This window comes from Belliella pelovolcani, assembly GCF_900156785.1.
GTDB classification, from domain to species: Bacteria; Bacteroidota; Bacteroidia; order Cytophagales; family Cyclobacteriaceae; genus Belliella; species Belliella pelovolcani.
In genome coordinates, this window is the sequence record NZ_FTOP01000022.1 from 21,921 (window position 1) to 47,769 (window position 25,849).

Consider the following 25,849-nt stretch of genomic DNA (forward strand, 5'->3'; position numbering starts at 1 on the left):
TGTCCCGATAGCTATCGGGACCGGCAAGGGGCTCAGAAGGGTAGCAAAAGCTACCCTTTTTTATTTTCACCAATTTTTTCGAGGATGAAACAGTTTTATGTTTACATACTTTATTCTAGATCGATTGACCAATATTACATTGGTTATACTGAAAATATAGACTCAAGGGTAGATCAGCATAATCGGCATGTTTTCAAGGGCTCGTTCACAGATAGAGCAGAAGACTGGGATGTTTTCTACTTGATCTTGTGTAATACTGAAAATCAAGCCCAATCTGTAGAAAAACACATCAAGAAAAATAAGTCAAGAAAGTATTTAGAAAACCTCAAAACTTTCCCTGAGATTTCAGAGAAATTACTTGAGAAATACAAATAAAGGCCTCTTTATCCCGATAGCTATCGGGACCGGCAAGGGGCTCAGAAGGGTAGCAAAAGCTACCCTTTTTTATTTTCACCAATTTTTTCGAGGATGAAACAGTTTTATGTTTACATACTTTATTCTAGATCGATTGACCAATATTACATTGGTTATACTGAAAATATAGACTCAAGGGTAGATCAGCATAATCGGCATGTTTTCAAGGGCTCGTTCACAGATAGGGCAGAAGACTGGGATGTTTTCTACTTGATCTTGTGTAATTCTGAAAATCAAATCTAGAAAGGGTAATTTTTCAATTCTATATTCCATATCAAAGGAAGTAAGAAATAAGTGAATAAGGCGATAATGATAATCGATATTAGGTTCATCCAAAGTCCTGCTTTGACCATGTCACGCATTCGCAAGTAACCTGAGCCAAAAACTACTGCATTTGGCGGTGTGGCTACAGGCAACATAAATGCACAGCTCGAAGACATAGTAGCTCCAATCATCAAACCAAATGGATGTACACCCATAGAGAAAGATACAGCAGCGAGAATGGGTAAAAGCATAGAGGCAGTGGCCATATTGGAGGTGATTTCGGTGAGAAAATTGACAGCCAATATGATAATCAATAAGAATAGGCCAAAACCTATAAATTCTAAAGTGACAAATTGATTTCCAATCCATTGTGCAAGCCCTGACGTTTTGAAGCCCTCAGCTAGTGAAAGACCTCCACCAAATAAGATCAAAATACCCCAAGGAATTTTTTCAGCTGTTTTCCAATCCAAAAGTTTGAAAGTTCCTTTTCCAGAGGGAATTACAAACAAAAGTAAGACTCCAGATAGGGCAATAATCGTATCATCTAAAAAGGGGAGGAGCTTGTCCAGAAATCCTGATCGGCTGATCCATGCGATGCTCACCAAGCCAAAAATTAGACCAACTCTCTTTTCTGCTATGCTTATTGAACCTAAGTCATCCAACTGCTTTTTAATTTCCACTTTAGCAGAATCTTCTGAGCTAATTTGTGTAAAAGTAAATGCAAACCTAGTCAAATAATACCAGCAAATAAAAAGGAGCACAATTGAAATTGGTAAACCAAATGTCATCCATTTGTTAAAAGATATTTCCACTTGAAATAATTCTTGTATGACGCTTCCAAGAATAATATTGGTAGGTGTACCAATCAATGTCGCTAATCCGCCAATCGATGCACTATATGCCACACCAAGCATTAGTGCCTTGCCAATTTGACTATCAATATTTTGATTTGGATCGAGTTGAGAAGTAACTGCGATCGCAATTGGAAGCATCATGAGGCTTGTAGCGGTATTAGAAATCCACATCGACAAAAATGCTGTCGCAATCATGAACCCAAGAATGATTAGTTTGACATTCAATCCAATCAAATTAATGATCGTAAGTGCTATTCGTTTATGTAGGTTCCATTTTTCTAAGGCCATTGCGATCATAAATCCTCCCATATACAATAAAACCATTGGGTGTGAATATGACTTGGCTGTTTCTGCTATGGGTAAGACATTTGCTATTGGAAGCAATACGAGCGGCAGCAAGGCTGTGGCAGAAATCGGAATGGCTTCAGTGATCCACCAAGTGGCGATCCATGCTGTTAGTGCTAACATAAAGAGGCCTTCAAAAGATAAATCTTCCGGCTTATAAAATAATAATATCCCTAAAAATAATAGAGGACCCAAGATTAACCCAAACGTATTTGTTTTGGATGTTTTATTGTTTATAGTCATACGATTCTAAGATTAGCTAATAATCTAGAATTATGCAATGTAATATATGTAAGGAATGAAGTATTATTCTATATTTAACATAATGTAAATTATACAACATTAATATATTTAAAATTTCATTGTTTTTGGACAAATAAAAAAGCTGAATCCATAACAGACCCAGCCTTTTTGAAATATAAGCCCTATTGAATTTTATCTACCAAATTCGAAAATGTGATTTCCTGCAATCGCTGAAACTCTTCCGGTTGTTATTGAGCCAGATTCCCAAGCCAATGCTAGAATTAATGAATTACTGGTGACTACTTGAATCGTAACTAACAGTCCATCATCTCTTCTGATAACTGTGTTTGAATCATCTGTAAATTCCCATGTGCCAGTTTCAGGCCAAATAACGCGTCCATTTGTGGATGTGAAGCTTGAGGCAGAAAAGTTTAACTGCAAATCTCTATAAACTTCAGTTTGATTCATCCCGTCTACTGTTACTCTTTCAAGTCTCCAAGTCGATGTAGTCAGGTTAATTCGCCTAAGTTGCTCTTCTGTGAGGTCTGGAATCTCTTTCTTTTCACAAGAAGAAATCGATCCAACTATCAATATTAAGATGGCCATTGATAGCATTTTGGTTGAACTTAATATATTTCTTAGTTTCATATTTATTTCTTTTAATTTCAAGCCTATTACACACCTGGCTTTGAAAAAACCAGGTGTGATAAGTTTTATTTTTTCATGACTTTAACTGGGAAACTTCTGTTTCCTTGTTGTATCCACAAAATGTATAGCCCTTTTCCTAAGTTGGCAACATCTCCTTGATATACTCCTTCTTGATATTCAAATGTAATTGGCAATAATCGACCAGAAACATCAAATACTTGAAGACTTCTCACATCCTCCTGCAAGCCACTTATGTTTAAAGTGTTTTCAACTGGATTTGGATACACTTTGACCTCTCTATTCGGATTAATTTCAAGGCTATTTACAATTAAGGAAACATTGTCAGAAAATTCGCTGATACAATCCCCTATCGTAACCTGAACAGAAAAGACACCGAATGTACTAACCTCAATACTTTGGCTAGTAGCTCCTTCTATTGGGTTTCCATCTAAAAACCATTGATTTCCCTCTTCAGAGCTTGATGTTAATGTTATAACTTCCGTTCCTTGTCCGCTGATGCTTATACTTGGTGTTTCTAGTCCATCGCATTCATCAATATCTGGTTCCCCAAAGATCATGTCATCAAAGTAGTAAGTCTTTTCTCCAGCAGTTTGACCATCTACACCAAAGTTGAAGAAGATGGTAGCCTTGTTGAAGTTGTTGTTGAGATTGAGTGCTTCGGTACCTTGAGCCTGATTGGCGAAGTTGAAAACGAGTGTTTCCCAATCGCCAGCTACAGTCGATGTAGCTTCAGTTTCTACAGACTTGGTAGGGTCTTGGAAGTCCTCAACTTTCAATCTAACCTGAATACCCGCGTCAGGAGACCAAACTCTGACTGACATTCTAGTGTCAGTAGCAGTAAAAGGAATTGGGGATGCAAATCCAGTCTGTACGCCATTGGGGACACCTGTCACGGTAGTTCCTGCGAAAGTAGCAGCTGTATTAGACCTGACCACTCTGACCACCTTATTGTTGGCGTCTGTTGGGTCTTCAACGATTTCTGAGTTCTCAGCGCCTTCAAATCCGATGACGCCATAGTTTATTTCTGCTTCGTCGAAAGTAACAGGTAGATCCATTTGATTAGGGTCTGTCTCTCCCCCACCATCTCCAGCAGTATCTACAATTTGAATGTCATCTATCAAATAAGTAAAATTAGCAGATCCATCACCTGCAGTTCCGAGGTCAAATATCAGAACGATTTTCTGATAGCTCTGTGCAGTGTTGATTGCTGAATAATCAAAGTCTAATGTTTCCCATTGATTTGCAACAGTACCAGTAAGCTCTCTTTCAAAATTGATATCAGGGTTATTTTGGTTTTCTACTTTAAAAAGTAGCTTAGCTCCTACTCTAGGCATGAAAACTTTCACTCTTACAGTTTTACCTTGGCTAAAGTCCATAGGACTGGCAAGTGGCATGACCGAACCTGCAAAAACAGCTCCTGGCCCTTTGACCATTTGACCTACAAAAGCACTGTTGTTGTCTTCGTTGATTTGTGGATTGGCAATTCTAGAAAGTACACCACCTTCAAAATCTAAGAATTCGTAGGTTAGATCGTCTGACTCAAAGTCAACAGGTATGGTTGGAAGGTTTTCAGAATCACCATCATTTCCTCCGTTGTCACCACCTCCGGTTACAAAAGCCATGTCATCAAAATAATAAGTCTTTTCACCCGCAGTTTGACCATCTACACCAAAGTTGAAGAAGATGGTAGCCTTGTTGAAGTTGTTGTTGAGATTGAGTGCTTCGGTACCTTGAGCCTGATTGGCGAAGTTGAAAACGAGTGTTTCCCAATCGCCAGCTACAGTCGATGTGGCTTCAGTTTCTACGGACTTGGTAGGGTCTTGGAAGTCCTCAACTTTCAATCTAACCTGAATACCCGCGTCAGGAGACCAAACTCTGACTGACATTCTAGTGTCAGTAGCGGTAAAAGGAATTGGGGATGCAAATCCAGTCTGTACGCCATTAGGGACAGCTGTCACGGTAGTTCCTGCGAATGTAGCAGCAGTATTAGACCTGACCACTCTGACCACATTATTGTTGGCATCTGTTGGGTCTTCAACGATTTCTGAGTTCTCAGCGCCTTCAAATCCGATGACGCCATAGTTTACATCAGCTTCATTGAAATTTACTGGAAGTGTCATTTGTGTCTGAGCATTTAATTCAAAAAAACACACAAACATGATTGATAATAAAATGGTAAAATTTTTCATAGGCATGAAAATTTATTTTGGGAAATTGTTAAAATGGATAATAAAATTTCCCCCAATGTACTTCTAAGAGAATGCACATTACTAAAAAGTATTACATCATAACTACATCATTGATCTTTTTTGATTACATATAAAATACTTCATTTGATGCTAAAAAGTGCTATCTAAGGTCTTAATGCCTTATTTTATTGATTATTATATTTTGGTTTGAAATACAACCAAGTTACGCTTTAATACATCATGCTTCAAAAATGAATGTTAAAATTTCAAATCTTCCAATACTGAAACATAGTCATATTGTAGATCTTCGTGCAGTTTCTTTACTAATGTCTCAATCTTCCCTACTTGAATTCTGTATAAGTTTTCAATGACAGGATGTCGAAAAGATAAATAGCCATATGCCCGCATGTTTTTGCAGAAAAAGGCAATTAATTCAATCTGAGCAGTTACATCTTTGGTTAACTTCAGGTTTTTATTCAACTTCCTACGAATTGCCTGGGCAGATTTTTTTGCAGTATGAATATTTGATGTACTGTGTTTACTAAATTCAAGCTCAAGTTCTTCTTGAACCATTTCTACAAAAATCTGAGGATTATCCCTCTCAAAAAGCTTGAAAAATAAGTAGGATTTATTCTCTCTACTAAATTTACTTAAATCAATGATCAGGTTTTTGAGCTCCTGATCATTGAGATTTGATAATTCTTTCTTGATTTCTGCAAGACTTGGAATCTTCATAGAATTAAACCAGCTTTACCTGAATTGCACTTAATCCTTTTGGAGTTTTTTCTGTTTCAAAGGTGACTTTATCATTCTCCTGTATTTTATCTACACATCCATTGATGTGGACAAATACGCTATCTTGACTTTGTTCGTCCTTAATGAATCCATATCCTTTGGATTCATTGAAAAAAGTAACTTTTCCTTTTCTAGGAGCATTATCTTCTTCTGTTGCTACATACTTTGGTACTCCGATCTCGATACTATCCGCATCGATCTCTTTTTTCTTTTTTGTAGGATCTGGTGGAGTATCTACGATATTTCCAAATTCGTCTACATAAGCGATCATGTCTGCAAAATCTGTTGATTTATCTTCAGATTTTCTCGCTTCCTTACGATCCAGTTTTTCCTGCTTCTTTTTTTGTCTTAATTTTTCCTTCTCTTTTTTATTAAAGGTTTCTCTTGATTTTGCCATATGGTACAAAATACTAAGTTTTTTAGAAGAATTCCTATTTTATATTAAGAAGTATTTTTTAAACCTATATTTTCTATCTAGAAATTGAGAACCTAAAAATATCTTTCTTTGGCTACAAGCTTGAGTTTCTCGTATTTATCACTGTAAAATTGCCTTTGATAGAATATTCCAATCCTTCAGTGCATTTTTTCATAGATTTGAGAAAATATTATGATTCATGAAAGAGCTTCAACTCATCATTTCAGCATACTACAAAAATAAATCATCAAATATTAAATCAGCGTTGGCTACTGTGGTCAAAGTCGATGGCTCTGCATACAGAAGGCCAGGTGCAAGAATGTTGGTAAGCGAGTCAGGCCAAATCACTGGTGCAATTAGCGGAGGATGTTTGGAAGGTGATGCTTTGAGAAAGGCACAGGCAGTTATTTTTCAAAATAAGTCAATGCTAGTAACTTATGACACCACAGATGAAGATGATCAAAAGTTTGGTATCGGGCTAGGATGCAATGGAATCATACAAGTGTTGATTGAGCCATTGGATTATGATGACTCTAGTAATCCTGTGTTGTTGCTAGAACTTGCTTCTCGAAAAAGAGTGAATAGTAAAATCTTAACTGTTTTTTCATTAATTCATTCAAGATCATCACAAATAGGGACAGTTCTATTTAGGCAAGACGAGCAGGAAATTTTATCAGCTAATTTGGTAGATACTGCTTTAATTAAAAAGCTTCAAAATATTGTTAATCAATATGATAAGAATTCCTCTTCTGTCATTGAACTTGAAGGGGGTCAAAGTTTACATGTTTTTGTAGAAGTGATCAAGCCAAGTCTTCAACTGATTTTATTTGGTGCAGGGAATGATACGATTCCTCTTGCTCAAATGGCTCATATCCTAGGTTGGAACTTGATTGTAATTGATGGAAGAAAGCAGTATGCAACACAAGAAAGATTTCCAGCTGCTAGTCAGATCATAGTAGCTCCTGCAAATGAAGTGGTTGAGCAGTTGTCTTTTGACACCAACACTGTAGTGCTGTTAATGACGCATAATTTTGAATATGAAGTAGTAGTTTTAAGCCAATTCATCTCCTATGATTTGCCTTATATTGGTATTCTAGGCCCAAAGAAAAAAACTCAAAAGCTCTTTGAAAGACTCAATTCTCAAGGAATTGTGGTGAATGAATCAAATATTTTTGGCCCTACTGGATTAGATATTGGAGCAGAGGGATCAGAGGAAATTGCATTGTCTATTTTAGCAGAAATCAAGGCTGTGATGTCAAAAAGAAAACCCTTTTCGCTTCGAGAAAAATCAGGTCCCATTCATGATTAATCAGAATAAACTAAAAACAGGCGCTATTTTGTTAGCTGCTGGTAGTTCTACAAGGCTGGGTAGACCTAAGCAGCTATTGATGTTTGAAGAGCAGACGCTATTAGAAAGGTCAATCTCTTCAATTCTAAAAAGTCAAATTGATGAATTTGTGATTGTTTTGGGTGGTAATGCTCAAGAGATTCAAGCTCAAGTTGATTTATCTAATTTTTCACTCATTGTCAATCACGATTGGGAACTCGGTATGTCTTGCTCCATGAAGTTAGGTTTGACCTATCTAATTTCAAAATATGCCATAGATCAAGTCGTAATCATCCTCTGCGATCAACCTTTTGTAAATGAAGGGCTAATCAATGAAATAATCACTAAAAAAGAGAATGGGATTGTAGCTTGTAGCTATGGTGATACTGTAGGAGTGCCAGCACTTTTTGATTCAAAGCATTTTGGAGAACTATTGACTTTACAAAATAAAGAAGGTGCTAAGAAGATCATTCTTAGACACCTTCACCAATGTGACTTGATTAAATTTGACTTAGGTTCAATAGATATTGATACCGAAGATGATTATCAGAATCTTCTGAAAATGGATTCCTAGAGTTCTCTTACCCAGATATTTCTGAAACTTACTAAGTCACCATGATCCTGAAGTACAAAAGGCAGTTTTGATTCATGGGCTTTGTAATTTGGTATACCAATATACTCTGTAGGCCCCTTTAGCTCTACTGCATTTTGTACCAATACTCCATTGTGTACGACAGTGACCTTGGCTGGCGCGGTGAGCATTCCATCTTGATTAAATCTTGGAGCTGTGAAAAATATATCATAGCTATTCCATTCTCCGGGCTTTTTCATTGCATTGACAAGGGGTGGGTATTGTTTATAAACGCTTGCAGCTTGGCCATTAGAGTAAGTTCTGCTTTCATAGGAATCAAGTACTTGGATTTCGTAAAGTCCCATGATAATCACACCAGAATTACCTCTTCCCTGTCCTTCTCCTTTGATTTCTGTAGGAGAACTCCATTCTATATGTAGTTGCATATCGCCGAAAGATTGCTTGGTTCTGATGTCACCCGTACGTGGAGCTACTGTCATGGCTCCATTCGCAAGAGTCCATTTAGCTGGACTACCGTCTCTTACGCTTTCGAAGTGACTTAAGTCTGATCCATCGAAAAGAACAATGGCATCATCAGGAGCCAAATGGTTAGCAGTACCCGGAGTAACTTTCCGAGGTACAGGCTCCCAAAACTCAGTTGCTTCTGGTGGAAGTTTGATATCCTTTTGTTGTGCTGAGGCAATTCCAATATAGAAAAGGCAAGCAAGGATAATAACATGTTTCATTAAGGTTTTCATAGGATGATGATTTAGGGTTTTATGTGAATAGTAAATTAAGCTACAGGAAAAATTTATATTTATAAAGCCATTGATGGATTTTCATTTTGAATCCCATCATTTCTAATCGTAAATTCAAGAAATAATTTTAAGAATAATAGAAATCAAATGAAACACTTCTTACTCTTAATTGGCTTGATAAGTCTAATCTACAGACCAGCATCTGCGCAAGATGAATACTATTTCCCAGGTGAGATTTTTTCAGCTGATATTCCAAAGCCTCAAGATTTTGTTGGTTACGAGATCGGAGAATGGCATACCAGGTATGATAGACTGATTGCTTATTTTGAAGCTTTGGCTGCTGCTTCTGATCAGGCTGAGCTTCAAGTTATAAATCAGACAAATCAACTTCGCCCTTTGGTGGTGCTAATCATCGGAAAATCTGATCATATTAATAATCTTGAAAGCATCAGGCAAAAGCACCTACAGCTTGTCGATCCAAATCAACCAAAGCCAGATGTATCTAATATGCCAGCCATTATTAATTTGGCATATAGTGTACATGGGAATGAACCTTCAGGGGGAGAAGCATCAATTCTCACGGCGTATTGGTTATTAGCCTCTCAGAGTGAAAAGGCAAAAGAAATCAGGGAAAATGCAATCGTCATGATAGATCCAGCTATCAATCCAGATGGTAGAGATAGACATACCAATTGGGCAAATATGCACAAAGGCTTCCCTCCTGTAGCAGATCCTTTGGATAGAGAGCATAATGAAATCTGGCCTAGTGGACGAGTAAACCACTATTGGTTTGATTTGAACCGTGATTGGTTACCACTGGCACAAGTAGAGACGCAAAGTAAAATCAAATGGTACCACCAATGGTATCCCAATGTAGTTGGTGATTTTCATGAAATGGGTACTAATAGCACCTATTTCTTCGAGCCCACCAAACCTTTTGGAAGTGAAAATCCAGTGGTTCCGAGAAAGAACTATGACGAGATAAATAATAAGTTTGCAGGCTACTTTGCCAAGGCCCTAGATGAAATAGGAAGCTTATACTGGACCAAAGAAACTTTTGATAATTCTTATCCTGGCTATGGCTCGACTTATCCCGATATACAAGGTGGATTGGGTCTAGTGTTTGAGCAAGGTAGCTCACGTGGTCATGTGCAGCAATCACAGCGGGGCGATATCACCTTTGCTTTTACCATTAGAAATCAGCTAAAAATATCAATAGCAACGATGGAAGCTGGTGTCAAGGAGAGGGTTTTTATGCATGATTATTTGAGAGAGTTTTTTCAATCAGCCATAGACGAGGCCAAAAAAGACAGGGTACAATCTTATATTTTTGGAGATGTATATGATGCATCCAAAAATAAATTATTCTTAAAGCTTCTTTTGGATCATGGCATACAAGTGTATGAAAATGATAAAGATATATCATTATTTGGAGTGAAGTATGAGAAAGGAAAATCTTGGATTGTCCCGACAGTACAGCCCCAGTATAGAATGGTAAGAACCATGTTTGAAAAGGTGACTGAGTTTGCAGATTCTGTCTTTTATGATGCATCTGCTTGGACTATGGCATTGGCTTATGATATGCCATTTGCTTCTCAAGCCAACGCCTCAATGAAAGGTAATCGTATTGAAAAAGTCAAAGATTCAGAGCTTCGCTTCCCAACCGAAAGTCCATATGTAGCCTATTTGGTCAATTGGTCCGATTACTTTGCGCCTAAGTTTCTACATCAAATTCAGCAGTCAGGTGTTCATGTTGAAACGAATATGCTTCCGTTTAGCGCCTTGACGGATGATGGTGAAATGGAATTTCCAGCAGGTAGCTTGATCATTCCTACTGGTTTTCAATCATTGAGTAGTGGAGAATTGAGGCAAGTCCTTCAAAATGCTGCTCAAGTATCTGGACAGGATGTGTTTGCAACAGCGACTGGTTTGAGTAAGTCTGGGATTGATTTGGGCAGTAATAATGTCTCAGCTATTCAAGTACCTAAAGTATTGATGCTTATTGGTCAAGGGACATCTCAATATGAAGCTGGAGAAATTTGGCATTTATTGGATAGCAAGGTCAATATGCCAATCAGTAAAGTTGACCTAAGTAGTTTTGGAAGAGTAAATCTATTCGATTACAATACTTTGATTTTACCTTCTGGAAATTATTCTTCTTTGTCTGCTGGACAAATCAATCATTTGAAAGATTGGTTATCTCGAGGTGGAACAATCATTTCATTGAGATCAGTGAGTCAATGGTTGATCAGTCAGGGTATCGTTCAGGAATCTTATTTGGAAGTTGAGCGAAAAGAACGACAAAATGAATTTTTACCATATTCATCAAGGAGGGATGTTCAGGGAGCGCAAGCTATTGGAGGAAGTATTTATTTAGCAGAATTAGATATTACCCATCCGCTAGGCTTTGGTTTTAGACGATCAGAGCTGCCTGTTTATAGAAACTCTAGTATATTCCTCAAGCCTTCCGCTGACCCTTATCAAACTCCAGTGAGATACAGTGCTGAGCCGCTAATGAGTGGTTATGTTTCTTCCACAAATTTGGAAATGATTAAGCAAAGTGCTAGCACTTTGGTATCTTCCGTTGGGCGAGGAAAAGTTGTTCATTTTGTGGACAATCCAAATTTTCGAGGAACTTGGTTTGGAACTAATAAGCTATTCTTAAATGCAATTTTCTTTGGGAATAAGATGTAGGTTATTTTGCGGTATGATTATCCGCAATTATACAACTAACCAATTTAAATAAGGACTTATATAAATCCGATACTAATAGATATTAGATCCGCTACAGCGGACAAGTTATTCATTGATATTGGCTATAAATCACAGGTTTGTTCCATTATTTTGGTTCTACTTGTAAGTAAGCGGATATACATATAAAATTTATAGAATAGCCAAGCAATCCTTTTTTGCTTGGCTTTTTGTTGTTGAAGTGAAATTCAGATAATTTGACGAACTTTGAACAAATTTTATTGCTTGTGTCTACTCGAATACTAATACTTACACCTCCATTTACCCAGCTCAACACCCCCTATCCTGCTACGGCATATATCAAGGGATTTCTGAATACCCTTGGCAAAGACGCCTTTCAGGCTGATTTAGGATTGAATGTGATTCTTAAGATTTTCTCAAAAAAAGGTTTAAATGATTTATTTGAAAATATTGAAAATCAGAGATATAAAAATTTGAGTTTAAACTCAAAAAGGATTCTCAAGCTTAAGGATGATTATTTGAGTACGATTACAGCTGTTATAGATTTTTTACAATTTAAGAACCCAACTATTGCTTATAATATTTGTGATGGAGACTTTCTTCCTCAGGCTTCAAGGTTTGATCATATAGAAGAGCTTGAATGGGCTTTTGGAAGTATGGGAATTCAAGATAAGGCTCGGCATTTTGCTACTTTATATTTAGAAGATCTGGGTGATTTGATCCAAGAGGCTTTGGATCCTCACTTTGGTTTTAGTAGGTACGCGGAAAGGTTGGGAAGGTCAGCAGTTCATTTTGATCCATTAGAGCAAGAATTGCAAGGTAAGCTATCCTTTGTAGATCAAGTGTTGATCGAAGAGTTGAAGGAGCTAATGGAAAGCCATCAACCTGAATTGATATGTATTTCAGTTCCTTTTCCAGGAAACCTTTATGGTGCTTTGAGAATTGGCCAATACATAAAAAACAACTATCCGTCTGTTAAAGTAGCGATGGGTGGTGGTTATCCCAATACAGAGCTGAGATCATTACAAGAGCCAAGAGTTTTCAAATATGTAGATTACATTACCTTAGATGATGGTGAGCGACCCTTGATGAATTTGATATCATATTTAGAAGGACAAAGTGATCTTACATCCCTAAAGAGAACATTTGCTTTGGTTGATGGAGAAGTTCGCTACTTGAATAATCCAAAAGAAAGAGATATTCCTTTCAGTCAAACAGGTACACCAGATTACAGGGGGCTTCAATTGGATAAGTATCTTTCTGTGATTGAAGTCGTGAATCCCATGCATAGGCTTTGGTCTGATGGTAGGTGGAATAAGCTGACCATGGCACATGGCTGCTATTGGAAGAAGTGTTCTTTCTGTGATATTACTTTGGATTACATCAAGAATTATGAACCAGTTTCAGCAGCTTTGATTTGCGATAGAATTGAGGAGCTGATAGCACAGACTGGACAAACAGGGTTTCACTTTGTAGATGAAGCAGCACCACCTGCTTTGATGCGGGAGTTAGCCATAGAACTATTGAGAAGGAAGTTAAGTATCACCTGGTGGACAAATATTAGATTTGAGGAGCGATTCACGTATGATTTGTGTCGATTATTAAAGGCTTCAGGCTGTATTGCAGTTTCTGGAGGATTAGAAGTAGCCTCAGACCGCCTTCTGGACATGATGCAAAAAGGTGTCAACGTAGCACAAGTTGCTCGGGTGGCACGGAATTTCACAGAGTCTGGGATCATGGTTCATGCTTACTTGATGTATGGTTTTCCAACACAGACTGCACAAGAGACCATAGATAGTCTGGAGATGGTACGTCAGTTGTTTGAAAACAATGTGATTCAGTCTGGGTTTTGGCATTTATTTGCCATGACGGCGCATGCCCCTATTGGTTTGCAGCCCGAAAAATTTGGTGTGGTAAAGGTAGGTCCTGAAAAAGGTTTATTTGCGGATAATGATTTAAGTCATGAAGATCCTCAAGGAGCTGACCATGAATTATTCAGTAAAGGACTCAAGAAAGCGCTTTTTAACTATATGCATGGCATGTGCTTTGATTTTCCTCTTCAAGAGTGGTTTGATTTTAGGGTGCCAAGGACAAGTGTGAAATCCAATTTTATAATCAAGGCTATTTCCGAGCCAGATACTTTAGAGACCAAGCCCAATTCGAAATTGGTATGGATAGGTAATCTGCCAGAATTGAAAATGGAAGAAAGCAATAATCGAAGTAATCGGGTCAAGCTACTTTTTGAAAATAAAAATTCAAGTTTTGAACTGGAGGTTGATTTAGCAAAAGGCGAATGGTTGGCCGAAAATATAAGGGCCATGAAGCCGATGCAGGGTCAAAAGGATTTGACTTATGCTCTGTTAGAGAAATCGTATCAAGAGGCAGGTTTTGGGGACATCAAAACTTTGGTGTATTCACAGCTTTGGATAGACTTGATGGATGCTGGAATGACAAGGGTATAAATGAAAAATCCGGCCTAAAAGACCGGATTTTCACTCACTTTAACCACTAACAACCATAAAACAAATTCATCATGTGAAGCTGATAAAACAGCGTTACAACAATCTGAACGATGAAAAACATCAATTTGTCGTAGTCCGTACGGGAATCGAACCCGTGTTTTATCCGTGAAAGGGATACGTCCTAACCCCTAGACGAACGGACCATTTAAACAAAGAAAAAAGGTTAAAAGATTTTGTAGTCCGTACGGGAATCGAACCCGTGTTTTATCCGTGAAAGGGATACGTCCTAACCCCTAGACGAACGGACCATTTTTGAATCATTTTAACCCTTTTTCTCAATGGTGATGCAAATATAGAGGGTTAAATTCACAAAGCAAAACATGACCAAAAAATATTTGGTTTGGAAATCCAATAGCTTGAAAATAAGCGAAAAATATTTTCGGTCAATCATTGGGCTTGGTGGCCTTACATTTAATATGGCTTTGATCAGGTTTCTTATAGCCTTATTGATATTATAAAAGCATTGAAACTTTCCCTAATCTATCTTGTTTGTAGACTTTGTAATGCAGGTTTATTAACTTCGTGGCCTGAAATCAGAGCACCCAAAATGAATACAAAGAGAGTAGCTGTCAATGGTTGTGGTAGAATCGGAAGATTGACGATCAAACTATTACTAGAACAGCCTGATATAGAATTGGTAGCGGTAAATGACCTCACAGACCCTTCTACCCTAGCCCATTTGCTTCAATATGATTCGGTTCACGGTAAGTACCCATATCGTGTAGAAGAGTCTGATGGCAACTTACGAATCAATGGGAAATTGATTAAAATTTTTGCTGAAAAGAACCCTGAATTAATTCCTTGGGCAGATTTGTCGGTAGATATAGTTTTAGAGTCTACGGGTAAGTTTACTGATCTTCAAGGTGCTTCCAAGCATCTGAAAGCTGGTGCAAAGAAAGTGATTATAACTGCTCCTTCTAAGTCAGAGGCCGTTCCCACGGTGGTACTCGGAGTCAATGATCATGTGATCAAAGGAGATGAACAGATTATATCCAATGCTTCGTGTACAACAAATTGTTTGGCTCCAATGGTCAAAGTTTTGAATGACCATTTTGGCATTCAAAAGGGCTATGTTTCTACCGTACACTCGTACACCAATGATCAAAACTTGCATGATGCACCGCATCGAGACCTGAGAAGAGCAAGGGCAGCAGCTTATTCCATTATTCCCACAACTACGCATGCGGCAATGGCGATGGAAATCGTACTACCCGAATTGAAAGGAAAAATTGAGGCATCAGCCATGCGAGTTCCTGTACCTGATGGATCCTTGACAGATTTGATTGTTTTGTTAGATAGAGATACTACAGCTGAAGAGGTTAATCAGATTTTTGAACAAGAGTCAAATGGTGGATTGAAGGGGATAGTAGAATATACCGATGACCCCTTAGTGTCTATTGACATTATTGGTAATCCCCATTCCTGTATTTTTGATGCTGGCTTAACTTCAGCTAAGGGTAATCTGGTAAAAATTGTGGGTTGGTATGATAATGAAGCGGGCTATTCAAACAGGCTGGTTGATTTAGTCAGGAAAATAAAAATGTGAGCTTTTGGGCTCACATTTTGTTTTTTTTTATCCCTCCATATTCTCTTTTACAAAATCGAAAGCTTCCTGCCAAGCATCTAAAAATTCCTCCAAATGGGTTAGAAATGGCCCTTTAAATCCCGATTCTTCTATGATAGTTTTTCCATTGAGAACAACATCATTGAGTTTTTCGATTTCGAAAAGCGCTAATGTTGGCTTTACTTTATGACGAATTTGTTGAATGGTTTCAATATTTTCCTCTTCAGAGCCTTCTAGATACTTTTCTTTTAGCTCAATCAGGGAATTATGTATTGCAGTGATCAGTTCATTTCTGAACTCCATATCACCTTCAGCCATTTCGTCAATTCGGTCAAAATTAACAGGTGGAATTCTATTCATTGTTTTTGGGTTGATCAGCATGTTTTCCAGCGATATATCCTGTTGTCCAAGCGGCTTGAAAGTTGAAACCTCCAGTAATCCCGTCTATGTCCAATACTTCGCCAGCGAAAAACAAACCGGGTGTGATTTTGCTTTCCATCGTCTCAGGATTGACTCCATTCAAACTTACTCCACCAGCTGTCACAAACTCTTCTTTGAAAGTAGTCTTTCCTTCGATGGCAACAATATAGCAAAAAAGATTCTGGATTAATCTATTCAATTGCTTTTTTGATATTTCATGCCACAAATCAGCCTCCTTGATATCTGCCCGCAGCACAATATGCTCCCATAGCCTAGCTGGAATACCAAACAATGGGTTTGTACTTACTTTCTTTTTAGGATGAGCAGTTTTAAATTGATTGACATCTTGCATTAATCCATCTTCTGTCCAAGATGCATTCCACCTGATATGCGCTTTTGCCTTGTAAGTCTGCTCTGCCAGCCATTTTGCTCCAAAAGCAGAAAGCTTGAGCACTGCTGGTCCTGATATACCCCAATGGGTAATCAAAAGTGGACCTTTATAAGAAAGTTTTGTCCCCTCGAGCTTGACATGTGCTTCGGGCATTGCTATTCCCATTAGACTTTTGATTGGTTCTGATGGGGTATTGAAGGTAAATAGAGAAGGTACAGGTGCTTGAATTTCGTGCCCTAATGCTTTGATAAAATCAAAACCCTCAAGTTTTGGACTTCCACCAGTACAAATGATTAATCTATCAAAAACCAATGTTTCCTTTCCATTACTCAATTCAAACTTTTGACTGCTAAATCTAATCTCACTGACCCCAAACTGATATTTGATGGTCACTTGTTTTTTTAATGCTTCATTTTTCAAAGCTTGAATGATTGACTCAGCATCATCGGAAATAGGAAACATCCGTCCATCAGCTTCAACTTTCAATTTTACTCCCCTACTCTCAAACCAATCAATGGTATCTTTGACGGCAAATTGCTGGAAAGATTTTTTTAAAAACTTCTCTCCTCTGGGATAGTTTTTGACAAGGTGATTGACTTCTAAAGCTGCATGTGTAACATTGCACCTCCCTCCACCAGAAATCTTTACTTTGGCCAGAGACTTTGATGTCTTTTCTAGGATAGTAACTTGATTATGTTGACTTGAGGCATGAATGGCCGCAAAGTATCCTGCCGCCCCTGCTCCTATTATTCCAACTTTTAGCATATTTTGATGTTATTCCAGTCTGAGCTTGGAATTAAAGTTTAGCTTGAAATTGATTTATGCCGTAAAGGTCATTATTTTGCCAATACAAACCACAGGAATTTATAAAAATGAGTCAAAGCCCAATGAATAGCCCAAAAGTGATCAAATCTTATGTCTTGATATTTTTCCTTTGTTTGTTAGCCACTGTGGCCAATTCACAAGTGCAGCCAACTTTGGGTGGTACATCTAGAATGATGAATAATGCTTTGGCTGAAATGAATAAGGGAGATTATGAAAAGGCAAACAACTTCTTCAGACAAATCATAGAATCCAACCTTCCTATTCCGCCAGAAATGCCTTATTATTTTGCAGAGACCTTATTTCAGTTGAAGCAATATGATAACAGCGCCAACTTTCTAAATAAATATTTAGAGTTGAACGGGCTCAAAGGAGAGAATTTTGAAAAAGCAAAGGCTTTGGAATCTATGTTGGAAAAGCCACTAAATGAAATAAAAGCTTGTCAGCTGTGTGACCGGAGGGGTTATAAATTTCAAGTGTGTTTTACTTGTGAGGGAGCCAAAGACATTGAGCAAGATTGTAATTATTGCAAGGCAAAGGGAATTGTGGGCTGTAATAAGTGCGTAGGTTCTGGATTGATTACCAAAAGAAACGTTTTTAATATCATCGAATATCACGAATGTGATAAATGTAGCGGTGATGGCAGACATACTTGCCCTGTCTGTGATGGAACAAAGATTGAGACAGGAAAATGTAAAACTTGTCAAGGAGTGGGACAGTTACAATCCGATCAAGTTTGCGATCATAAAGCAGAGGAGCCAAGGCATCTTTCGGCGGTTTTCAATAGGATGAGAAGCCATTGAATAAAGTTTGAAGGTTGGGAAGGTTTAAAAGTTTTGGATTAACCGAACTTGTTTTTGGATTTTGATTGGGTTATTAGGGATTAGTTGATTGAGTTATTGGGTTATTAAGGATTAGTTGATTGAGTTATTGGGGATTGAGTTATTAGTTGATTGAGTTATTGGGGATTGGGTGATTGAGTAACCTTGGGATCTGGACCTGCTACATTTGATTATTTGTACTTGAAATAAATTGTGTCTAGCAAAAAAAAGGGCAACTGAATGATTAGTTGCCCTTTTAAATTTATGCTTATCTGTAATCTAACTTATTTACAATACTTTTCTTGTGCTTCTATGGCTGCTTCAAAATTGAGTTTGACTGCCATATTGATATCCTCGCAGGCAGAGGATTTTCTTTTGTTGGTAGCTAACTTTAAGATACCCCTGTAGAAATATGCTTGACCAAATTCTTTATCCATTTTGATAGCAGCGCTATATTCTTTGTAAGCTTCGTCTGTATTACCCAACTGATGCAAAGCTCTGGCTTTGAGAAAATAAGCCATGGCTGGTGCACCTGGAACTTCTACTGCATAGTCTGCATAAAGTAAGGCTGAGTTGTGGTTTTTCTTTTTCTGATACAGGTTTGAAAGACTTAACATGACTTGAATATTCTTTGTGTCATTTTCAAGTGCTGCAATAAAGTCCTTCTCCGCTTGATCAAGATCTCCCAATTCCTCGTAAGCACGCCCCCTATTGTAAAGAGCCTTGACATTTTTAGGCTTTGTGGCCAATACATTATCATAAGCTTTAATAGCTTCTTGATACTGTCCAGCTGCGTAATAGACATCTCCATCATTGGAAGTTTCTCCACATGCTGAGAAAGTGAAAATTGCAATCAATACTGCTAAGATTTTAATCTGATAATTCATAATTATTGTAATAGGTTTGAGATTGCAGCAAGTTAGACCGCAACGTTGTTTTCTCTTAAAGCATCATTCAGAGATGTTTTTAAGTCTGTAGAAGCTTTTCTTTGTCCAATAATCAATGCACATGGAACTTGGAACTCTCCTGCCGGGAATTTTTTTGTCAATGATCCTGGGATCACAACAGACCTGGCTGGCACAAAACCTTTATACTCCTTTGGCTCAGATCCAGTTACATCGATGATTTTAGAACTTGCTGTGAGGGTGACACCAGCTCCGATTACAGCTTCTTTACCAATTCTGACACCTTCTACGATAATCGCTCTTGAGCCGATAAAGGCACCATCTTCCACAATTACAGGAGCCGCTTGTACAGGTTCTAATACTCCTCCGATACCAACTCCACCGCTCAAGTGAACATTTTTGCCGATTTGAGCACAAGAACCTACTGTAGCCCAAGTATCAACCATTGTGCCACTATCCACAAAAGCACCGATGTTTACATAAGAGGGCATCATGACTACACCAGAGGCTAGGTATGCACCATATCTAGCAACTGCATGTGGTACAACTCTGACACCCTGCTTGGCATAATTGGTCTTAAGCGCCATTTTATCATGAAATTCAAAAGGACCAACTTCGATGGTATGCATTTTTTGTATTGGGAAATAGAGAATTACCGCCTTTTTTACCCAATCATTTACTTTCCAAGTGCCATCTTCCAAAGGTTCGGCTACTCTTAGTTTGCCCGCATCTAAATCCGAAATCACCGATTTGATGGCAATTTCAACATCCTTTTCTTTCAACATTTCTCGGTTATCCCAAGCACTTTCAATGATCGTCTTTAAGTCCATATTTTTTGTTAGTTTCGCTTTTATTCAAATTTGATTTATTCATGCAAAAACCTAGGATTGTCATCGCCTCTACGCTCAAACCCCTCTTGGATCCTAGGTCTTTTTATAGGTTTGCGCTTTCGCTGCGTGAAACAAATAAATACCGTCTTAACATCATAGGATTTTCTACAAAAAAAGCGGTAGATCAAAGTGATATTCATTTTCACTCGCTCTTTGAAAGCAAGAGAACAGCTTTTAAAAGGCTATTTGTAGGTATTAAGTTCCTGCGATTGCTAAAAATGATCAGACCAAAGCTGATAATCGTGACTACTTACGAATTGCTTCTTCCTGCTGTGATTTACAAAGTCTTTAATAGATGCAAGCTAATTTATGATGTTCAGGAAAATCATAGATTCAATGTCAGGTATAACAGCGTCAATTCCAAGCCATTTCAATTTCTGATTTTACCCTTAATCCAACTGATTGAATTCGGTTCAAGACCTTTTATAGATCAATATATTCTGGCAGAAGTTTGTTACAAAGAAGAGATGCCATGGGTTGGAAACGCTGTGATTTTAGAGAATAAGTATTTTGGGGAATATAAAGAAGTCGTACCAAAGCGCTTTGAAGCCAATCAACCTTTGAATTTTCTAATCGCTGGCACTTTAACAGAAGTTTATGGGATATTGGAGGGTATATATTGGTTTGGAGAGTTTGTCAAGCAATTTCCATCAGCAAGGTTGCATGTGATAGGTCATGTGACTATGGAGGAGTATGCTCAGAAAATTTTGGAAGCAGCAGTTTCTATTTCACAGATCTTATTGGATATTTCATTCACGCCAATTCCTTACGAGCGTATTTTGGATGCTTATGAAGTTGCGGATCTTGTGTTGATGCCCTATTATCAAATTCCCAGTATCAGTCCCAAAGTTCCTAGTAAAATGTATGAATGCTTGGCGATGGGTATACCATTTTTACATGCACCGAATGAAAAATGGGCGTCAATTACCAATCAATACCAAGCAGGTTTTGAAGTTGATTTTAGCGATATGACCAATATTCCCCGAGTAATTGATCATATTTTTAATGCTACTTTTTTTGAGCAAGGAATTGTAAAAAGTGCTTATTGGAAAGCGAAGGAACAAGAAATCTTAAAACAGCTAATTGGGGACAATTTGAAATAAGCTTTTATGCCTTAGTTTCCATGTGACCTAAATTTATTTTCGATGCCACAAAGGCACTAAGGCACGAAGCTTAAAATTGATGATGCCATGAAGGCTCCTAGCTAAATCTAATCAACGAGTAAATAGATTTGTAGAATAGTAAACTTTTAAATTTGATGTATACTCTTATTGTCAAGCGTCTAATTTTTGTCAGAAATTAAGTGATAAGCCAAGTCCATTTCTTTGTACTCCAAAGGCTAAGGCTTACTGTTTTTAAACCGCATAACTTATCCACATCAAATATAGGGAACAAATATTTATTCTTTTCAAGGAAACCAATTTTCAGCATTGAGAAACTCAAGGTTAAATTTATCAAACTTTATGAAAGTGGATTGTGTATTGATTAGTGTATTGATTATGAATTTGTTGTGGTTATTTTAGATTAAACTAAAATATAAATAAGGATATCCTAATATGTTGCAAACATTGATTTTAGAGTTATCCACAAGTGTTTTAGTCTATATTAAATTATTTTTTAGTGTTGGCTAAAATCCTATCTTTGCCATCTTATTCGTTAGATGTTTATGATTAAATTGACTTACGCAGAAGAGAATTATTTGAAGGCCATTTATGAGTTGACCGAAGCCGGGAAGAAGAGTACTTCTACCAATGATATTTCTGCATGGATGAAAATCAAGCCTGCTTCCGTCAGTGATATGCTTCGAAAACTCGGAGAAAAGACGGTGATAGATTACCGTAAATACTATGGAGTTCACATGACCGAAGAGGGGAAAAAATTGGCCTTGCGTATCATCAGAAAACATAGGCTATGGGAAGTATTTTTGGTTGAGAAATTAAAATTTTCTTGGGACGAGGTAGCAGAGGTAGCAGACGAATTGGAGCATGTGCAATCCCCTACCCTTATCCAAAGACTGGATGAATATTTGGGTTTTCCAAAGTTTGACCCGCATGGCGATCCCATTCCTGATGAGTTTGGAGATGTTCGCTCTCGGCCACGCATAGCGCTCAACGAGATTGAATTGAATGGTTCAGGTCAGATTGTGGCAGTAAAGGATAGCAGTGCAGCGTTTTTAAGATATTTGGATAAGGTGGGTGCTTATATTGGCGCTAGGATCAAAGTCTTGGAAAAGGTGGAGTTTGATGGCTCAATCGAAATATTGGTAGATAACAAAAAAACGATCTTCATGTCCAAGGATGTGGCGGGGAATATTTTGGTGATGCAGTAAGGGTTTGAAGGTTAGAAAGTTTGAATGTTCGGGAATGGTTGATTGAGTTATTGGGTGATTAGTTGATTATGTTATTGGGAGAATAGTTGATTAAGTTGTAAGGTTTGAAAGTTTGGGATAAAGTTGAAAGTTTTGGGCTTTGTTCTTGGTACAATGTACAATGACCTTTGAACTTACTCGGAATTGAAGTCGTTTTGGAAAGGATTGGGTAGAAATAGTTAAATTTGAATTATGAAAAAATTGAGTGTGATCATTTGTTTGGTTTTGTTTGCAAGTTTAAGTGCTTTTGCGCAGGAGGAGATCAAATGGATGAAATTTGAGGAGGCAGCATTAGCTACACAGCATAATCCTAAAATGATTTTGGTAGATGTTTACACGGATTGGTGTGGTTGGTGTAAGAAGATGGACAAAGAGACATTTACAAATCCTGAGGTCATAGCTTATGTGAATGCTAATTTTTATCCGGTCAAATTACATGGAGAGAAGGAAGATCGAAAATTTACTTTTAAAGGCAAAGAATACACTGAGGCTAGCATGGCCAAAACCATGCGGGTAAGTTCCTATCCTAATTTTGTGATCATGGATGTCACCATGGAGAATATTACTCAATTGCCTGGCTACAGACAGCCAAAGCCTTTTATTGAAGGTTTGGAAGGTATAGTGAAGCGATTTACCAAGTAAGGATGTTCAGTTTACACGAAAAAGAAGACACTATTGTAGCCTTGGCAACGCCTCAGGGTGTGGGTGCTATCGCTGTCATCAGACTTTCTGGCAAAGATGCCATCAAAATTTGTAATAGAATTTTTAAGGGAAAAGACCTTGAAAGCCAAGAATCACATACCATACATTTTGGTACGATCAGAGATGGAGATCGGATTATAGATGAAGTTTTGGTTTCTTTATTTATAGCACCTAAGTCATTTACCAAGGAAAATGCTGTGGAGATTTCTACCCATGGCTCTTCTTATATTGTCAATCAAGTCATCAAATTATTGATCCGAAATGGGGCGAGACCAGCTAAGCCAGGTGAATTTACTCAGCGCGCGTTTTTGAATGGTCAATTTGATTTGGCCCAGGCTGAAGCGGTAGCAGATTTGATTCATGCAGACTCAGAGACTTCGCATCAGGCCGCTTTGAATCAGATGCGAGGTGGATTCAGTGGAGAAATCGCCAAACTACGAGGTGAGTTGATCCATTTTGCTTCTATGATCGAATTGGAGCTAGACTTCACTGAAGAGGACGTGGAGTTTGCCAGTAGGGATGATTTGAGGATATTGGTAGAGAAACTCCTTCGTGTGGTGGAGCAGTTGATTAGCAGCTTTGACCTCGGCAATGTGATCAAGAATGGGGTACCTACCGTGATTGCCGGCAAGCCTAATGCGGGAAAGTCTACCCTGCTCAATGCTTTACTTAATGAAGAAAAGGCAATTGTTTCAGACATCGCAGGAACCACCCGTGATTTTATTGAAGATGAAATCAATATAGGGGGGGTAATCTTCAGATTTATCGATACTGCAGGTTTACGTGAGACAACTGATGTGATCGAATCAATTGGTGTTAGTCGAACTCAGGAGAAAATGAAGACCGCCTCCTTGATTCTTTACCTATTTGATCTGGGAGATACAGATATGGTAGAGATCAATAGAGATATCAATAAACTGGAAAATCTAGGTGTACCATTCCTTAAAGTAGCGAATAAGTTAGATAAAGCTAATGATCAATTTGTCAATGAATTAAAGGCTAATCATCCTGACACTATTTTTATTTCGGCGGGTCAAAAAGAGCATTTGGATGACCTGAAAAGTCAGATCTTGGCCTTGGTCAATTTGGATAAGTTCAAGACGGGCAATACCATCGTCACCAATATCAGACATTATGATTCTTTGGTGAAAACTAGGGAATCGCTATTGGATGTATTGCATGGGCTGGATGCAGAAGTGACCAATGATTTCTTGGCGATGGATATCCGTAGGTCCTTACATTATCTCGGGGAGATTACAGGCGAGATCACGACGGATGATTTGTTGGCGAATATCTTTAGTAAGTTTTGCATCGGGAAGTAGCGCAGAGGATGGATTGTAGAATTTAGATTTTAGATTGGGAATGTGAAACCGTCTGAGGTTTTGGAATGTCCAAGCACAAAGAATTGAATCAATTGAGTCCTATTTAATTTTTACTCAAAATCACTACCATGAAGTGATTTTTTTTGAATAGAATTTTACTTTAAATCATTTAAAAAAGTGTCTTTATGGCTGCTCTTATTAGGGTTTATATCAAAGTATATTAAGCTATATAATATGTTTAATACGTGTATGATTTGGATTTGATATGGATATGATACGGAGTTAATATGTGTTTATATAGGATAATGAATTAATTATTATTAACTTATAATCAATTCAAAAACCAAGAAACAATGGCTAAGCAAACAGGATCATTAACACTAGAAGGAACAATGGGAAATGTTATCTTCTACAAGAGAAATGGAAAGTTTTATTCCAGGTCAAAAGGAAGTCCAAGTAGGAAAAAGCTAAAACATGGAAAGGAATTTGAAAACTCCAGGAGGGTAAGTTCTGAGTTTGGGCATGCTTCAAAATTTGCCGCTAAACTATCTCGGTCTTGTGTCGGGCTATTGAATCCTGGTAGGCATGATGGCTTGCATGGGAGGTTGACTTCAAGCATGCATAAGGTAGTACAATCCGACCCTGTTAGTGAATATGGACATAGAAGGTTGCGATTTGGCAATTTGGAATTGATGAAAGGGTTTGATTTTGAAGCTACATCATTGAAAAGCCTTATCGCAAATATGCCCACTGTTGACCATCAAGGTCAGGTAGTTCGAATTAACTTTAGTAGAATTGGAGGTGTTAAGAAAAAGGCTATTCCTGGCGGGGCTACACATTACAGGGTGGATCTACTATGGTGTAAGCTTAATGAGATCAATGAAAAAGTAGGTTATCAGGAATATCAAGGTGAAACTTTTGAATTAGGTGCCTCTCTTGACTTGAATGGAATGGTGGAAATGGACTTAGGCAATGCTCTGCAAAGTGAGGAGGTATTGTTTGTGGTGATGGGAATTGTCTTTTTGCAAGAGGTTAACGGAAAGAAGAATGAGTTGGCGGGGAAGAGGGCTGTTGGGGTTTTAGAGGGAATGAAAGGATGAAGGATGAAGGGGATTAGGTGATTGAGTTGATTAAGGAAAAGGTTATTGGAAGGAAGGGGAAAGAAATGTTTGACTGCCCCGAGGTGTCGGGGTTGCTTAACTGATTAGAAGGGATAGGTTGTTTAGTGATAAAAAGGAATATTTAAGGAGGAATGAGGGTGATTTGAAGTATTAAAATTTATTTGATTGTCAACAATATTTCTTTGACGGATTCATTGAGGATTAGAATGGATTGTAGTATTTGATGTAGGGCTTTATTTTGATCTTCAATATGACTGGAATTTAACTTAAGCTTGGAAATAGTCGAGCTTTGATATAGGCTTTCTAGGAGTTGTTCGGGGTTAGAAATTAGCAAATGAAGCGGATCTACATTGGGATAGTTCATTAAACTGTGTCTAAGGTTTAATCTTTCTTTCAGCCTACTGTCTTAGTTGCCTTAAGGAAACTAAGACAGTAGGCTGAAAAT

At 37.9% G+C, this 25,849-nt stretch carries 24 protein-coding genes and 2 tRNA genes; 13 read left to right on the forward strand and 13 right to left on the reverse strand.

The window, feature by feature from the left end; translation table 11 throughout:
- Positions 1-84 precede the first annotated feature (84 nt).
- Positions 85-375 (forward strand): GIY-YIG nuclease family protein, encoded by a 291-nt coding sequence (locus BW935_RS16835; protein WP_076502956.1) that lies wholly within the window; start codon positions 85-87, stop codon positions 373-375.
- Positions 376-468: 93 nt separating this feature from the next.
- On the forward strand, positions 469-657 hold the full coding sequence (locus BW935_RS16840) for a GIY-YIG nuclease family protein (RefSeq protein WP_076502957.1): 189 nt from the start codon (positions 469-471) through the stop codon (positions 655-657).
- On the opposite strand, the gene BW935_RS16845 is transcribed toward BW935_RS16840, so the two are convergent.
- From BW935_RS16845 to BW935_RS16865, 5 genes are all read right to left on the reverse strand, one after another.
- The gene (locus tag BW935_RS16845) at positions 654-2,120 is read right to left on the reverse strand and encodes an SLC13 family permease (RefSeq protein WP_076502958.1); all 1,467 of its coding nucleotides are present in this window, start codon (positions 2,118-2,120) and stop codon (positions 654-656) included. The two genes, BW935_RS16840 and BW935_RS16845, sit on opposite strands and share 4 nt — an antisense overlap.
- Before the next feature lie 192 nt (positions 2,121-2,312).
- The gene (locus BW935_RS16850; protein ID WP_076502959.1) at positions 2,313-2,726 is read right to left on the reverse strand and encodes a hypothetical protein; all 414 of its coding nucleotides are present in this window, start codon (positions 2,724-2,726) and stop codon (positions 2,313-2,315) included.
- A 107-nt stretch (positions 2,727-2,833) separates the two neighbouring features.
- A complete protein-coding gene (locus BW935_RS16855; RefSeq protein WP_175606692.1) occupies positions 2,834-4,978 on the reverse strand; it encodes a T9SS type A sorting domain-containing protein in 2,145 nt (714 codons plus the stop codon).
- A gap of 258 nt (positions 4,979-5,236) precedes the next feature.
- Positions 5,237-5,713 carry a hypothetical protein gene (locus BW935_RS16860; RefSeq protein ID WP_076502961.1) on the reverse strand — a complete coding sequence of 159 codons (477 nt, stop codon included), beginning with the start codon at positions 5,711-5,713 and terminating at the stop codon, positions 5,237-5,239.
- Between the two features lie 4 nt (positions 5,714-5,717).
- Complete coding sequence (locus BW935_RS16865; RefSeq protein ID WP_076502962.1) at positions 5,718-6,170, reverse strand: cold-shock protein; 453 nt, start codon at positions 6,168-6,170, stop codon at positions 5,718-5,720.
- 217 nt (positions 6,171-6,387) lie between these two features.
- On the opposite strand from BW935_RS16865, the gene BW935_RS16870 reads away from it, so the two are divergent.
- Both BW935_RS16870 and BW935_RS16875 read left to right on the forward strand, forming a co-directional pair.
- The gene (locus tag BW935_RS16870; RefSeq protein WP_076502963.1) at positions 6,388-7,497 is read left to right on the forward strand and encodes an XdhC family protein; all 1,110 of its coding nucleotides are present in this window, start codon (positions 6,388-6,390) and stop codon (positions 7,495-7,497) included.
- Positions 7,490-8,089, forward strand: coding sequence for a nucleotidyltransferase family protein (locus tag BW935_RS16875; protein ID WP_076502964.1), 600 nt, complete (start codon positions 7,490-7,492; stop codon positions 8,087-8,089). The genes BW935_RS16870 and BW935_RS16875 overlap by 8 nt, the downstream gene beginning before the upstream one ends.
- Here BW935_RS16875 and BW935_RS16880 read toward each other — a convergent pair.
- Entirely contained in the window at positions 8,086-8,832 is a 747-nt protein-coding gene (locus tag BW935_RS16880; protein WP_139325568.1) for a 3-keto-disaccharide hydrolase, read from the reverse strand. The two genes, BW935_RS16875 and BW935_RS16880, sit on opposite strands and share 4 nt — an antisense overlap.
- A 159-nt stretch (positions 8,833-8,991) precedes the next feature.
- On the opposite strand from BW935_RS16880, the gene BW935_RS16885 reads away from it, so the two are divergent.
- The gene (locus BW935_RS16885; protein ID WP_076502966.1) at positions 8,992-11,538 is read left to right on the forward strand and encodes a M14 metallopeptidase family protein; all 2,547 of its coding nucleotides are present in this window, start codon (positions 8,992-8,994) and stop codon (positions 11,536-11,538) included.
- Positions 11,539-11,822: 284 nt separating this feature from the next.
- Positions 11,823-14,018, forward strand: a complete 2,196-nt coding sequence (locus BW935_RS16890; RefSeq protein ID WP_076502978.1) for a B12-binding domain-containing radical SAM protein — start codon at positions 11,823-11,825, stop codon at positions 14,016-14,018.
- A gap of 131 nt (positions 14,019-14,149) precedes the next feature.
- Here BW935_RS16890 and BW935_RS16895 read toward each other — a convergent pair.
- Together BW935_RS16895 and BW935_RS16900 are read right to left on the reverse strand one after the other, a co-directional pair.
- A tRNA-Glu gene (locus tag BW935_RS16895) sits at positions 14,150-14,221 on the reverse strand.
- A 33-nt stretch (positions 14,222-14,254) separates the two neighbouring features.
- Positions 14,255-14,326, reverse strand: a tRNA-Glu gene (locus tag BW935_RS16900).
- Positions 14,327-14,625: 299 nt separating this feature from the next.
- Between BW935_RS16900 and gap the strand changes: the two genes are divergently transcribed.
- Positions 14,626-15,624 carry a type I glyceraldehyde-3-phosphate dehydrogenase gene (gene gap, locus BW935_RS16905; RefSeq protein WP_076502967.1) on the forward strand — a complete coding sequence of 333 codons (999 nt, stop codon included), beginning with the start codon at positions 14,626-14,628 and terminating at the stop codon, positions 15,622-15,624.
- 27 nt (positions 15,625-15,651) lie between these two features.
- Here gap and BW935_RS16910 read toward each other — a convergent pair whose 3' ends face one another.
- Both BW935_RS16910 and BW935_RS16915 read right to left on the reverse strand, forming a co-directional pair.
- Positions 15,652-16,002, reverse strand: coding sequence for a hypothetical protein (locus BW935_RS16910; RefSeq protein WP_076502979.1), 351 nt, complete (start codon positions 16,000-16,002; stop codon positions 15,652-15,654).
- A complete protein-coding gene (locus tag BW935_RS16915) occupies positions 15,995-17,218 on the reverse strand; it encodes a BaiN/RdsA family NAD(P)/FAD-dependent oxidoreductase (protein WP_076502968.1) in 1,224 nt (407 codons plus the stop codon). Before BW935_RS16915 ends, BW935_RS16910 begins: the two co-directional genes overlap by 8 nt.
- 107 nt (positions 17,219-17,325) lie before the next feature.
- Here BW935_RS16915 and BW935_RS16920 point away from each other — a divergent pair, with 107 nt between their 5' ends.
- On the forward strand, positions 17,326-18,078 hold the full coding sequence (locus BW935_RS16920; protein ID WP_076502969.1) for an outer membrane protein assembly factor BamD: 753 nt from the start codon (positions 17,326-17,328) through the stop codon (positions 18,076-18,078).
- 302 nt (positions 18,079-18,380) lie between these two features.
- On the opposite strand, the gene BW935_RS16925 is transcribed toward BW935_RS16920, so the two are convergent.
- Positions 18,381-18,983, reverse strand: coding sequence for a tetratricopeptide repeat protein (locus tag BW935_RS16925; RefSeq protein WP_076502970.1), 603 nt, complete (start codon positions 18,981-18,983; stop codon positions 18,381-18,383).
- A gap of 32 nt (positions 18,984-19,015) precedes the next feature.
- Positions 19,016-19,831, reverse strand: a complete 816-nt coding sequence (locus BW935_RS16930) for a 2,3,4,5-tetrahydropyridine-2,6-dicarboxylate N-succinyltransferase (RefSeq protein WP_076502971.1) — start codon at positions 19,829-19,831, stop codon at positions 19,016-19,018.
- Positions 19,832-19,872: 41 nt separating this feature from the next.
- On the opposite strand from BW935_RS16930, the gene BW935_RS16935 reads away from it, so the two are divergent.
- The 5 genes from BW935_RS16935 (at position 19,873) to BW935_RS16955 (ending at position 25,383) form a co-directional block, all read left to right on the forward strand.
- The gene (locus tag BW935_RS16935) at positions 19,873-20,994 is read left to right on the forward strand and encodes a glycosyltransferase family protein (RefSeq protein WP_076502972.1); all 1,122 of its coding nucleotides are present in this window, start codon (positions 19,873-19,875) and stop codon (positions 20,992-20,994) included.
- Between the two features lie 563 nt (positions 20,995-21,557).
- Positions 21,558-22,220: a metal-dependent transcriptional regulator gene (locus tag BW935_RS16940; protein WP_076502980.1), complete on the forward strand. Its 663-nt coding sequence runs from the start codon at positions 21,558-21,560 to the stop codon at positions 22,218-22,220.
- Positions 22,221-22,451: 231 nt separating this feature from the next.
- On the forward strand, positions 22,452-22,901 hold the full coding sequence (locus BW935_RS16945) for a thioredoxin family protein (protein ID WP_076502973.1): 450 nt from the start codon (positions 22,452-22,454) through the stop codon (positions 22,899-22,901).
- A 2-nt stretch (positions 22,902-22,903) separates the two neighbouring features.
- Positions 22,904-24,283 carry a tRNA uridine-5-carboxymethylaminomethyl(34) synthesis GTPase MnmE gene (mnmE, locus tag BW935_RS16950; RefSeq protein ID WP_076502974.1) on the forward strand — a complete coding sequence of 460 codons (1,380 nt, stop codon included), beginning with the start codon at positions 22,904-22,906 and terminating at the stop codon, positions 24,281-24,283.
- 353 nt (positions 24,284-24,636) lie between these two features.
- A complete protein-coding gene (locus tag BW935_RS16955; protein ID WP_076502975.1) occupies positions 24,637-25,383 on the forward strand; it encodes a hypothetical protein in 747 nt (248 codons plus the stop codon).
- Positions 25,384-25,561: 178 nt separating this feature from the next.
- On the opposite strand, the gene BW935_RS18590 is transcribed toward BW935_RS16955, so the two are convergent.
- Positions 25,562-25,768, reverse strand: a complete 207-nt coding sequence (locus tag BW935_RS18590; protein WP_076502976.1) for a hypothetical protein — start codon at positions 25,766-25,768, stop codon at positions 25,562-25,564.
- Between the last annotated feature and the right edge of the window lie 81 nt (positions 25,769-25,849).

Excerpts from the sequence above, each read along its gene's own strand:
- BW935_RS16875 (WP_076502964.1), top strand. The coding sequence starts at position 7,490 with ATGATTAATCAGAATAAACTAAAAACAGGCGCTATTTTGTTAGCTGCT.
- BW935_RS16835 (WP_076502956.1), top strand. The coding sequence starts at position 85 with ATGAAACAGTTTTATGTTTACATACTTTATTCTAGATCGATTGACCAA.
- BW935_RS16885 (WP_076502966.1), top strand. The coding sequence starts at position 8,992 with ATGAAACACTTCTTACTCTTAATTGGCTTGATAAGTCTAATCTACAGA.
- gap (WP_076502967.1), top strand. The coding sequence starts at position 14,626 with ATGAATACAAAGAGAGTAGCTGTCAATGGTTGTGGTAGAATCGGAAGA.
- BW935_RS16850 (WP_076502959.1), bottom strand. The coding sequence starts at position 2,726 with ATGGCCATCTTAATATTGATAGTTGGATCGATTTCTTCTTGTGAAAAG.
- BW935_RS16955 (WP_076502975.1), top strand. The coding sequence starts at position 24,637 with ATGGCTAAGCAAACAGGATCATTAACACTAGAAGGAACAATGGGAAAT.
- BW935_RS16915 (WP_076502968.1), bottom strand. The coding sequence starts at position 17,218 with ATGCTAAAAGTTGGAATAATAGGAGCAGGGGCGGCAGGATACTTTGCG.
- BW935_RS16935 (WP_076502972.1), top strand. The coding sequence starts at position 19,873 with ATGCAAAAACCTAGGATTGTCATCGCCTCTACGCTCAAACCCCTCTTG.
- BW935_RS18590 (WP_076502976.1), bottom strand. The coding sequence starts at position 25,768 with ATGAACTATCCCAATGTAGATCCGCTTCATTTGCTAATTTCTAACCCC.
- BW935_RS16940 (WP_076502980.1), top strand. The coding sequence starts at position 21,558 with ATGATTAAATTGACTTACGCAGAAGAGAATTATTTGAAGGCCATTTAT.
- BW935_RS16910 (WP_076502979.1), bottom strand. The coding sequence starts at position 16,002 with ATGAATAGAATTCCACCTGTTAATTTTGACCGAATTGACGAAATGGCT.
- BW935_RS16855 (WP_175606692.1), bottom strand. The coding sequence starts at position 4,978 with ATGAAAAATTTTACCATTTTATTATCAATCATGTTTGTGTGTTTTTTT.
- BW935_RS16845 (WP_076502958.1), bottom strand. The coding sequence starts at position 2,120 with ATGACTATAAACAATAAAACATCCAAAACAAATACGTTTGGGTTAATC.
- BW935_RS16865 (WP_076502962.1), bottom strand. The coding sequence starts at position 6,170 with ATGGCAAAATCAAGAGAAACCTTTAATAAAAAAGAGAAGGAAAAATTA.
- BW935_RS16870 (WP_076502963.1), top strand. The coding sequence starts at position 6,388 with ATGAAAGAGCTTCAACTCATCATTTCAGCATACTACAAAAATAAATCA.
- BW935_RS16920 (WP_076502969.1), top strand. The coding sequence starts at position 17,326 with ATGAGTCAAAGCCCAATGAATAGCCCAAAAGTGATCAAATCTTATGTC.
- mnmE (WP_076502974.1), top strand. The coding sequence starts at position 22,904 with ATGTTCAGTTTACACGAAAAAGAAGACACTATTGTAGCCTTGGCAACG.
- BW935_RS16860 (WP_076502961.1), bottom strand. The coding sequence starts at position 5,713 with ATGAAGATTCCAAGTCTTGCAGAAATCAAGAAAGAATTATCAAATCTC.
- BW935_RS16945 (WP_076502973.1), top strand. The coding sequence starts at position 22,452 with ATGAAAAAATTGAGTGTGATCATTTGTTTGGTTTTGTTTGCAAGTTTA.
- BW935_RS16930 (WP_076502971.1), bottom strand. The coding sequence starts at position 19,831 with ATGGACTTAAAGACGATCATTGAAAGTGCTTGGGATAACCGAGAAATG.
- BW935_RS16880 (WP_139325568.1), bottom strand. The coding sequence starts at position 8,832 with ATGAAACATGTTATTATCCTTGCTTGCCTTTTCTATATTGGAATTGCC.
- BW935_RS16840 (WP_076502957.1), top strand. The coding sequence starts at position 469 with ATGAAACAGTTTTATGTTTACATACTTTATTCTAGATCGATTGACCAA.
- BW935_RS16925 (WP_076502970.1), bottom strand. The coding sequence starts at position 18,983 with ATGAATTATCAGATTAAAATCTTAGCAGTATTGATTGCAATTTTCACT.